The organism is Peptoniphilus indolicus ATCC 29427, assembly GCF_000227315.1.
Taxonomy (GTDB): domain Bacteria; phylum Bacillota; class Clostridia; order Tissierellales; family Peptoniphilaceae; genus Peptoniphilus; species Peptoniphilus indolicus.
Genome location: NZ_JH165063.1, coordinates 76,479 through 85,637, shown reverse-complemented (window position 1 = coordinate 85,637; position 9,159 = coordinate 76,479). Strand labels below are relative to the sequence as shown.

Genomic DNA, 9,159 nt, shown 5'->3' with positions numbered 1-9,159 from the left:
AAAGCCGCCAAAAAAATGCGTCGCAGACGAATGATTTTTTACGTAGGTGTGCTTATCCTACTTTTTATAATAATACAAATATTTTCAGCAATACTTGGAAGTTTCAAAAAAGATACCTCTAAAGAAATTTCATTCAATTGGTTTTTAGATAAAGCATATCGGGACTCAATAGGCGCTGTCAGAACACATATGCCAAACTATAATAATTTTGAAGATAGCTTAAATGCTATTTATGATGAATTTGAATTTATGAAAAAAGAACTTATGCCTGGTGAAAACCATTTGGTACAAGCAAATAGTTACGCATATAATACAGCAGAAATTAGAGCCTACATAAGAGGAGAAAAGAAATACACCGGGAAAGATAAACTTGTATTTTTAACCTTTGATGATGGCCCTAACACTTCAATTACACCACAAGTTTTAGCTACTTTAAAGAAAAACAATGTACACGGAACGTTCTTTGTTGTTGGAAGTAGAATTACAGAGAAAACTTATCCTGTATTAAGAAAGACAATATATAACGGTAATGCAATAGGAACTCACTCTTTCTACCACAATTATGATATTTTATATCCTGAAAGAGTTGCTGACCCAGCAAAAATTAAAGAAGAAACTCAACTAACTTTGGCAAGACTCCAAAAAGTTTTTGGAGATAATTTCCACAGTGTCCCATGGAGATACCCGGGCGGTCATATGTCTTGGCAAAACACCTCTGAAGCAGACAGTGTAATCTCTGCAATGAATGTAGAATGGCTTGACTGGAATTGTATGACAGGAGATGCCGAACCTAAAAAGACAAGACCTACTACAAACTCAGGTATAGTTGATACCTTAGATAAAACTTTGAATCAAAATTTACACACAGATGTAGCTGTTGTACTTATGCACGATGCAACAAACAAACAATTGAGTGTCGATTCACTACAAGATGTAATAGATTATTTTAAAGAACATAACTATAAATTTGGAATACTAAAATAAGGAGGATAACCCTCCTTTTTTAAAAGGAGAAATAAAATGTTAAAGATAAAAAATTCAATAGAAATAGATGGCATAAGTATTGAAATGCTAAAGAAAACTTACGGAACTCCACTATATATATATTCAGTAAATGGAATGAGAGATAGAATTGGCGAGATAAAAAAAGATTTCTTAAATAAATATAAAAATACAAGTGTCGCTTATGCTGCAAAAGCATTTTTGACAACCGCAATGGCAAAATTTATTAAAGATGAAGGATTGAATTTAGATGTTGTCAGTGGCGGAGAAATAGCAATCGCACTTAATGCAGATTTCCCACCTGAAAAAATTGAATTCAACGGTAATAACAAACTCGAAGAAGAAATTTCGTTTGCAATAGAAAATAATGTCGGTAAATTTATAATAGATGGAGCCGATGAATTATCAATGATTTCAAAACATGCAAAAAATCTAAACAAAACTGTTAATGTACTTTTTAGAATTACTCCGGGAGTTGATGCACACACTCATGAGTACATCCAAACAGCAAATGTAGATTCAAAATTCGGCTTTAATCTAACTGATGTTTTAGAATATGTAAAGATTGCTAATTCAGATGAAAATATAAAATTCTTAGGCTACCATTTCCACTTAGGTTCTCAACTTTTTGAAAATGAAGTTTACTTAAAAGCAATTGATGCAGTTAGTGGATTGATCAAAAAAACAGAAAAAATTATCGGTTCTCCTCTACACGATTTAAATATTGGTGGTGGTTTTGGGATAACTTATACTGATGAAATAAGAAAACCCTACTCTTACTTTTTAGAACCTGTTATGAAAAAAATAGACTCTCTATATCAAAATTCAACACGTCCACATATAACCATTGAACCTGGAAGAAGTATTGTAGGAGATTCTGGCTATACCCTTTACACTGTTGGAAATATTAAAGAAATACCTGATATGAGAAAATATGTTACTGTTGATGGCGGCATGACAGACAATGTAAGACCTGCACTATACAATGCAAAATATACTGCTCTTACAAATTCTAAATCAGAAACTCATGAAGATGTTAGAATTGTTGGAAAGTGTTGTGAATCAGGCGATATATTGATTAGAGAAATTGAGCTTCCAAAACTAAACCGTGGTGATTTAATTCTTGTGCTTTCTACAGGTGCTTATGGCCATAGTATGTCAAGCAATTACAATTCCCTTCCAAGACCAGCCGTAGTGTTTACAGAAAATGGAACTCACAGACTCGTTGTAAGAAGAGAAACTTACAGAGATTTAGTAAGTAGAGATGTAGATTAATCATAATTTATCTTTGTACATTATAATATTACACATCATAAAAAGAGGCCCTGTATATCTACAGAGCCTTTAATCTTTTAAATTATTTCCCAATCAATGTATCAAGTCTGGCTTTATCAAAACCTACAATTTCTTCAGTCCCTACAACTATTACAGGAACTCCTGAATAACCCTTTTCCATTAATTCACTTCTTGCCTGTGCATCGTTTTGAACATTTTTTTCTTCAAATTCAATTCCTTTTTCTTTTAAATAATCCTTTGCCATTGTGCAATACGGACATGTATTTGAAGTATAAACTGTAATCTTTTCCATTTTTTAATTCCCCCTTAATCTCTTTGAATTATACCCTTATCTTTATTTATTAATCAACCTAATCTATGTTTTGCGTGTACCAATCCATCTTTAAATATACACTGTATATGTTCATCATCTAATGAATATATAGCATTTCTTGCAACTCTCTCAACCCTTATTATATTATGGCTCCTCAAAACTGCAAGTTGATGAGATATCGAAGATTGGCTCATCTGAAGCACGTTTGAAATTTGAGTAACATTCATTGGTCCTTTTGACAGTGCATAAAGTATTTTTATTCGAGTTGGATCCCCCATAGATTTAAAGATAATTGAAATTTTATCAATTAATTCAGTATGTTCTGAAAATTCTCTAATCTCTTGTTCTATACTCATTTTATCACCTCAAATTTTGGGAAAATTTATAGTTAAAACTATAAATTCTTCCGGTGTCAAAGTTTCTGCTCTTCTCTTAGAATCTATATTAGATATTTTTAAAACATTTTCTATTATGTCTTTACATATATCAAATCCATAAGTAGATAAAGAATTTATGATAGTTTTTCTTCTCTTTGAAAAAGATGCCTTGACAATTTTAAATAGTTTTTCTCTATCTACAACTGCCAAATCATCTTTTAATTTAAATCTAACTACGCCAGAATCAACTCTTGGTCTTGGCATAAACACTGTACTTGGTACGTCAAATTCATATTTTACATCAGAATAAAATTGCACAAAAACTGATAGAGAACCATAGTCTTTTGTTGAAGGCTTTGCTGAAAATCTTCTTGCAACTTCTTTCTGTACCATTACTGTTATAGATTCAGCTCTTGTCTGCTCTATAATTCTTGTCAAAATAGGAGTTGTGACATAGTAAGGTAAATTTGAAACAACTACAAAACTTTCACCTTCGAACTCTTCTTCTAATATTTTTAAATCCAATTTTAAAAAATCGTCATAGATAACTTTTACATTATCTAATTTCAAAGTTTCTTCATGAACCGGAATTAGCTTTTTATCTATTTCTATAGCCAAAACTTTTTTAGCTCTCATTGCCAATTCTTCTGTAAGAGTTCCAAGTCCAGGTCCTATTTCGAGTACATTCTTCCCCTCAACTTCAGCTACGTCCACAATTTTTCTGACAATATTTCCATCTATCAAAAAATTTTGGCCTAAAGATTTAGAAAATTTAAACCCATATCTATCTAATATTTCTACCACTCTATGTGGTTTATAAAGTCTTTCCATTTAAACCTACTTTTTCAGTATTTCTTCTGCTGATTTTATGGCGTTTTCAAATTCTTCTATGGTTATTTTAAAACCATTGAGTTTATTGACCATTTGTTTTGCATTACCGTGTCCTATTTTTAAAACATCTCCAACAATTTCTCTCTTGCTTTTTGAATCAGTTCTTCCAGTCAACCCATATCTCATCAACATAGCCTCATTAAATAAATTCGTCTTTTCTTCAAAATCAGGACGTGCATTCATTATCGCTGTTCTTATATCTTCAGCTTTGGCATTTTCAATTCCTATATCATCTCTCTTGGTGGCTTTCGACTGTGATAAAAATGCGTGTTTTACACCTTTAACCTGTGAAGATATGTCATTTCTTATCTTCTTTCCCATATAGTCAGGGTCTGTGAAAACTATTAGTCCCCTCTTCTTTTGAATATCCTTTAATTGATTTATGAGCCTTCTGCCGTATCCAAATCCATGAGTTTGAATTACATCGCATTCCAATGCACCTTTTACAGCTGTGATATCATCTCTGCCTTCTACAACTATCACTTCTTTAATCATTGTAAAACCTCTTTGCATTTTCAGCAGTTATATCTATAATTTCTTGAACCTTCATTCCTCTTATCTTAGCTATTTCTTTTGCAGTATGTTTTATAAACATCGGCTCGTTCCTCTTGCCTCTCATAGGTGTTGGTGCAAGATAAGGCGAGTCAGTTTCTAAGACCAACATTTCCAAAGGCACTTCTTTTGCAACTTCTTTAGGGTGGACAGAATTTTTAAAAGTTACAGCTCCCCCAAGTGCTATATAGCAACCCAACTTTATATATTCTCTCATCATCTCAACAGACTGTGTAAAACAATGTATTAAAAATTTTAAATCGGGATGCTCTTCCTTAGCTGCTTTTATAATATCAAAAGTTTCTTGCACTGCATCTCTTGTGTGAATTACTATCGGCAAGTTCAACTTATGAGCCAGTTCAATCTGTCTTATAAACACTTCTCTTTGAGTATCTCTAGGTGAATAGTCATAGTAATAATCTAATCCTATTTCACCTATTGCCTTTACATTTTCATTTTTGGCAAGTTCTATTAGCTTATTTTCTACTTCGTCATTATATTCATCAGCAGAATGAGGATGCACCCCAATAACTGCTCTCAAATTTTCGTATATTGATGCGAGTTCAACAGAGACTATTGAAGATTCTAAATCTGCCCCTATGTTATAAACTCTTTCAACTCCATTTTCTTCAAGATTTGAAATTACGATATCTCTATCGTAATCAAATCTTTCACTGTCTAAGTGTGCATGAGAATCTATAATTCCCATTAACAAATCACGCTCCCGTCCGGTAAATCTTCGTGTATAGTAGCTAAAGATATATTTCCTTTTTCATCTTCAGCCGCTAAAATCATACCTTCTGAAAAAACTCCTCTGAAATTATGTGGCTTTAAGTTAGTTATAACAAGTATTTTCTTTCCAGTTAGATATTCCTTACTGAATTTACTCTTTATATTTGAAACTACAACTCTTCTTTCTTCGCCTAATTTTAAATTCAAAAGATAAAGTCTATCTGCATTTGGATGGTCTTCTACTGATTCTATTAAAGCTACTTTGATTTCTAATTTATCAAAGTCATCAAGAGTGATTTCCGACTTTCCTGCTACTTCTTCAGCTTCTCCAGCCCAAGCTTTCTTCTCTGCCGCTCTTTGGTCTATCAACTCTTGGTTTGCTGTGTTAAGTCTTTCAAGTTCTTTTTCAACATCAAGTCTTGGGAAAAGAACTCCTAAATTCTTAACTTTTTCACCTGCAACGCAAAGTCCCCAAGTCTTAGCATCTTCCCATGAAATCTCATCTTTAATTTTAAGCGATTTTCTGATTGAGATTGAAGTTTTTGAAAGAAATGGTGAAATCAATACTGACACAACTCTTAGCGATTCTGCTAAATTGTAAAGTACTGTATCAAGTCTCTTTCTCTTGTCTTCATCTTTTGCCAATATCCATGGTGTTGTTTCATCTACATATTTATTTGAACGTCTTATAAGGTTCCAAATTTCTTCAAGCGCAACTGAGAATTGGAAGTGTGCCATAGCTTCGTCTACTTTATCAGCAGTTCCTGTTGCTACTTTTTTCAAGTCTTCGTCAACTTTTTCAAATTCTATAGCTTCTGGTATATATCCATCATTGTACTTTTCAATCATTGATATTGTACGAGATACTAAGTTGCCAAGGTCATTTGCAAGGTCTGAATTTAATCTTCTTATGAATTTTTCTCTATTAAATGAACCGTCTGCTCCAAAGCTAAATTCTCTAAGCAAGAAATATTTAAGAGCATCTATTCCATATAAGTCTATAATTGGTTCCGGATAGATTATATTCCCCTTAGATTTGCTCATCTTATCGTTGTCGAATAATATCCATCCATGACCAAAAACTTTTTTAGGAAGTGGTAAATCCAATGCCATTAAAATTGCCGGCCAAATTATAGTGTGGAATCTCGTAATTTCTTTACCTACCAAGTGTACATCTGCCGGCCAGAAAGAATTGAATTTTTCATCATCTGCTCCATATCCTATTGCAGATAAGTAGCAAGAAAGTGCATCTATCCAAACATACACAACGTGCTTTTCATCAAATGGAACTTTAACTCCCCAATCAAAAGTTGACCTTGAAACTGATAAATCTTCTAAATTTTCTAAGAAGTTTTTTATCATCTCATTCTTTCTCGATTCAGGTTCAATGAAATCAGGGTGATCTTCATAATATTTTAAAAGTCGATCTCTATATTTTGACAATCTAAAGAAATATGATTCTTCTTTTTGAACATTTGTAGGTCTACCACAGTCAGGGCAAGTGTGCCCTTCTCCTAATTGAGATTCTGTCCAAAATGACTCACATGGTGTACAGTAATATCCTTCATATTCAGACTTGTAGATTTCTCCCTTATCATATAGTTCTTTAAATATCTTTTGTACGTTCTTTTCGTGTTGTTCATCCGTCGATCTTATAAATGAATCATATTCTATCTCTAATTTTTCCCAAAGAGCTTTTATAGATACAATTATATTGTCCACATATTCTTTAGGCTCAAGTCCGACTTCTCTAGCCTTTTCTTCAATTTTTTGTCCGTGCTCATCAGTGCCTGTTGTAAAGAACACATCATATCCTTGTAATTTTTTATATCTCTTTATGCTGTCTGCCGCCACTGTACAATAAGTATGCCCTATGTGTAGATTATCTGAAGGATAGTATATTGGCGTTGTTAAATAATATTTTCCCTTTTCCATTTTTGTCCCCCTGTTCCAAAAAACAAGACTTTTTCTGTCTTTTATAATATATAAATTATATGCTAAAGCACTTATATTTTCAACTTTTGAGCATTTTAAGAGGGAGCATGTGCTCCCTCTTATATGTCTCCTTTTACGACCAAAACTGAAACTTTTGAACTATTTATTACTTTATTTGAAACTGAGCCTAGCACAGTTCTTGAAAAAGCACCTAATCCTCTGTTCCCCATTACTATTAAATCTATATCGTGTTCTTCTGCAAACTTTGTAATTTGTTGTGCGGGATTCCCACTTGTGTAAAAAGTTTCAATTTTCTTAGGATAGTCAGAAAGTTCATTTTCAACATCTGATAAAACTAACTCTGCTCTTTCTGTGTTAGCTCTTTCTATTTCTAAAGTATATGGGAAATTTGTAGGGTATTGTTCAAATATGCTTGTCTCCGGAATTACTGTAAGTACAACCAGATCTGCATCATACTTCTTACCTATATCTTTTGCTACATAAACTGATTTTTTAGATATTTTTGAACCGTCTATAGGCACTAAAATCTTCATTGTGATTCCCCCTTTTTATTATTAGATTTACCCCATTAGCAGAAAATAAAACCCAACATCTAAATCTTAAACTTTGCCATTTAAAACATCATTTAAGTCTTTTCAAATCTCTAAAAATTCTAACATACTCTTTATAGCTGCCTCCTTCATAGTCAACTTCAATTACTACTCCTTCTTTTTCATACTCAAATCCAACATTTTCTATATAATTTACATTCACTCCATCTATTATTTTTTTTTCCATTTTCCCAGAATAATACACTCTTCCTTCATATTGATTCAATAATCTTTGGAAAATTCTAACCGGTTTCCCATCCAACTTATAAAAAGAATATAAATAATTCGATTTCCCATTTTCATCCATTTCAGACATAATATGTTTATATTCTTTACCTAACACCACCGGCTCAAAATTTAATTCTTCTTTAATCTCAGCTATATTTTCTTTTCTCTGTAATTGAATATTACTTTCAATTAAATTAAATTCATGTCTTTTTATTTTTTGCTTATTTATTAAAACTTTTATTTTTTCTATATTACCTCCAGTATGCTTCATTATTTTAACTAAACTCTTTCCCGTATGAGTAAATGGCATTAAAAATAATATCACCGTTACAGCGGAAATATACTTGAATATTTCTGTTTTCTTCTTTAACTTTTTCTTTCTGATAAGTTTCTTAACTCTTTTCTTTGTTTCTTCTGACGGTTTATACATTCCAATAATTTCTGTGATAATTTCTAAGTCTTTTTGGTCAAATTCATCTATAATATCATAATCTATTTCTTTATCCAGTCTGCTACTGTCATTCTCCATAATATTCCTCCAGTCTCTTTCTAATTTTCTTAATAGCTCTGTGTAATATAACAGTTACATTTGAATATCCTATATCCATTAATTCTGAAATCTCTTTATTGCCAAGTCCAGCCCCAAACTTCATTGAAATAATTTCCTGTTCTTTATCTGATAGACTTCGAACTGCCTTCTCTAAATATTCATACTCTTCTTGCTTTTCTATATTTTCCTCAACATGCTTTTCAAACTTAATAAAATTTGCAAAATCATATATGGAACATGTTTCTTTAACATTAGATTTTCTGTAATAATCAGTTATCATATTTCTAGTTATCCTAAACACCCAAGTATCCAAAGTCCCTTTAGTTGAATCATAACTATTTAACTTTTCACTTAGCCGCATAAACACTTCTGCTGACAAATCTTCCGCATCCTCTTTATGTAAGATGCGATGAGAAACAAATTTATAAATTCTATCAAAATATATTTCATATAATTGTTCAGAATCTATACTTTTAAAACTTTCTGAATCCGTCATTCATTTCCTCCTTATTAGCTTATAATAATGAATACGTAATAAATTGAAAATATTACAAAAAAAGTGCCACTTATATGGCACTAAATTTCTATATATCTAAAACCATGACCTTGAATGTCCGAGGTATCACTAACCGCAACAAATGCTCCTTTATCTATTTTATTTATTATAGATTT

12 protein-coding genes are annotated in these 9,159 nt (G+C 31.9%); 2 read left to right on the top strand and 10 right to left on the bottom strand.

Annotated elements, in window-relative coordinates:
* A partial coding sequence (locus HMPREF9129_RS07115; protein ID WP_004821974.1) for a polysaccharide deacetylase family protein occupies window positions 1-984 on the top strand: 984 nt, incomplete at its 5' end.
* A gap of 36 nt (window positions 985-1,020) precedes the next feature.
* Window positions 1,021-2,277 carry a diaminopimelate decarboxylase gene (gene lysA / locus HMPREF9129_RS07110; RefSeq protein ID WP_004821971.1) on the top strand — a complete coding sequence of 419 codons (1,257 nt, stop codon included), beginning with the start codon at window positions 1,021-1,023 and terminating at the stop codon, window positions 2,275-2,277.
* 82 nt (window positions 2,278-2,359) lie between these two features.
* Here lysA and HMPREF9129_RS07105 read toward each other — a convergent pair whose 3' ends face one another.
* The 10 genes from HMPREF9129_RS07105 to HMPREF9129_RS11440 all read right to left on the bottom strand — a co-directional run bounded on the left by HMPREF9129_RS07105 (window position 2,360) and on the right by HMPREF9129_RS11440 (window position 9,141).
* Window positions 2,360-2,590: a glutaredoxin family protein gene (locus tag HMPREF9129_RS07105; protein ID WP_040552788.1), complete on the bottom strand. Its 231-nt coding sequence runs from the start codon at window positions 2,588-2,590 to the stop codon at window positions 2,360-2,362.
* A gap of 53 nt (window positions 2,591-2,643) precedes the next feature.
* The gene (locus tag HMPREF9129_RS07100) at window positions 2,644-2,967 is read right to left on the bottom strand and encodes an ArsR/SmtB family transcription factor (RefSeq protein WP_004821966.1); all 324 of its coding nucleotides are present in this window, start codon (window positions 2,965-2,967) and stop codon (window positions 2,644-2,646) included.
* A gap of 9 nt (window positions 2,968-2,976) precedes the next feature.
* Window positions 2,977-3,819, bottom strand: coding sequence for a 16S rRNA (adenine(1518)-N(6)/adenine(1519)-N(6))-dimethyltransferase RsmA (rsmA, locus tag HMPREF9129_RS07095; RefSeq protein WP_004821965.1), 843 nt, complete (start codon window positions 3,817-3,819; stop codon window positions 2,977-2,979).
* A gap of 6 nt (window positions 3,820-3,825) precedes the next feature.
* Window positions 3,826-4,374 (bottom strand): ribonuclease M5, encoded by a 549-nt coding sequence (gene rnmV, locus HMPREF9129_RS07090; protein WP_040552785.1) that lies wholly within the window; start codon window positions 4,372-4,374, stop codon window positions 3,826-3,828.
* A complete protein-coding gene (locus HMPREF9129_RS07085) occupies window positions 4,367-5,134 on the bottom strand; it encodes a TatD family hydrolase (protein ID WP_040552828.1) in 768 nt (255 codons plus the stop codon). The genes rnmV and HMPREF9129_RS07085 overlap by 8 nt, the downstream gene beginning before the upstream one ends.
* 5 nt (window positions 5,135-5,139) lie before the next feature.
* Complete coding sequence (metG, locus tag HMPREF9129_RS07080; RefSeq protein WP_004821959.1) at window positions 5,140-7,098, bottom strand: methionine--tRNA ligase; 1,959 nt, start codon at window positions 7,096-7,098, stop codon at window positions 5,140-5,142.
* 119 nt (window positions 7,099-7,217) lie between these two features.
* Window positions 7,218-7,652: a universal stress protein gene (locus HMPREF9129_RS07075; RefSeq protein WP_004821956.1), complete on the bottom strand. Its 435-nt coding sequence runs from the start codon at window positions 7,650-7,652 to the stop codon at window positions 7,218-7,220.
* Window positions 7,653-7,740: 88 nt separating this feature from the next.
* On the bottom strand, window positions 7,741-8,466 hold the full coding sequence (locus HMPREF9129_RS07070; RefSeq protein ID WP_004821954.1) for a hypothetical protein: 726 nt from the start codon (window positions 8,464-8,466) through the stop codon (window positions 7,741-7,743).
* Window positions 8,456-8,983 carry an RNA polymerase sigma factor gene (locus HMPREF9129_RS07065; RefSeq protein WP_004821953.1) on the bottom strand — a complete coding sequence of 176 codons (528 nt, stop codon included), beginning with the start codon at window positions 8,981-8,983 and terminating at the stop codon, window positions 8,456-8,458. Before HMPREF9129_RS07065 ends, HMPREF9129_RS07070 begins: the two co-directional genes overlap by 11 nt.
* Window positions 8,984-9,063: 80 nt before the next feature.
* Window positions 9,064-9,141, bottom strand: a complete 78-nt coding sequence (locus HMPREF9129_RS11440; protein WP_257009223.1) for a hypothetical protein — start codon at window positions 9,139-9,141, stop codon at window positions 9,064-9,066.
* Window positions 9,142-9,159: the final 18 nt, after the last annotated feature.

What these genes read in the sequence shown, in the direction of transcription:
- lysA (WP_004821971.1), top strand. Translation starts at nt 1,021, where the DNA reads ATGTTAAAGATAAAAAATTCAATAGAAATAGATGGCATAAGTATTGAA.
- HMPREF9129_RS07105 (WP_040552788.1), bottom strand. Translation starts at nt 2,590, where the DNA reads ATGGAAAAGATTACAGTTTATACTTCAAATACATGTCCGTATTGCACA.
- HMPREF9129_RS07100 (WP_004821966.1), bottom strand. Translation starts at nt 2,967, where the DNA reads ATGAGTATAGAACAAGAGATTAGAGAATTTTCAGAACATACTGAATTA.
- rsmA (WP_004821965.1), bottom strand. Translation starts at nt 3,819, where the DNA reads ATGGAAAGACTTTATAAACCACATAGAGTGGTAGAAATATTAGATAGA.
- rnmV (WP_040552785.1), bottom strand. Translation starts at nt 4,374, where the DNA reads ATGATTAAAGAAGTGATAGTTGTAGAAGGCAGAGATGATATCACAGCT.
- metG (WP_004821959.1), bottom strand. Translation starts at nt 7,098, where the DNA reads ATGGAAAAGGGAAAATATTATTTAACAACGCCAATATACTATCCTTCA.
- HMPREF9129_RS07075 (WP_004821956.1), bottom strand. Translation starts at nt 7,652, where the DNA reads ATGAAGATTTTAGTGCCTATAGACGGTTCAAAAATATCTAAAAAATCA.
- HMPREF9129_RS07070 (WP_004821954.1), bottom strand. Translation starts at nt 8,466, where the DNA reads ATGGAGAATGACAGTAGCAGACTGGATAAAGAAATAGATTATGATATT.
- HMPREF9129_RS07065 (WP_004821953.1), bottom strand. Translation starts at nt 8,983, where the DNA reads ATGACGGATTCAGAAAGTTTTAAAAGTATAGATTCTGAACAATTATAT.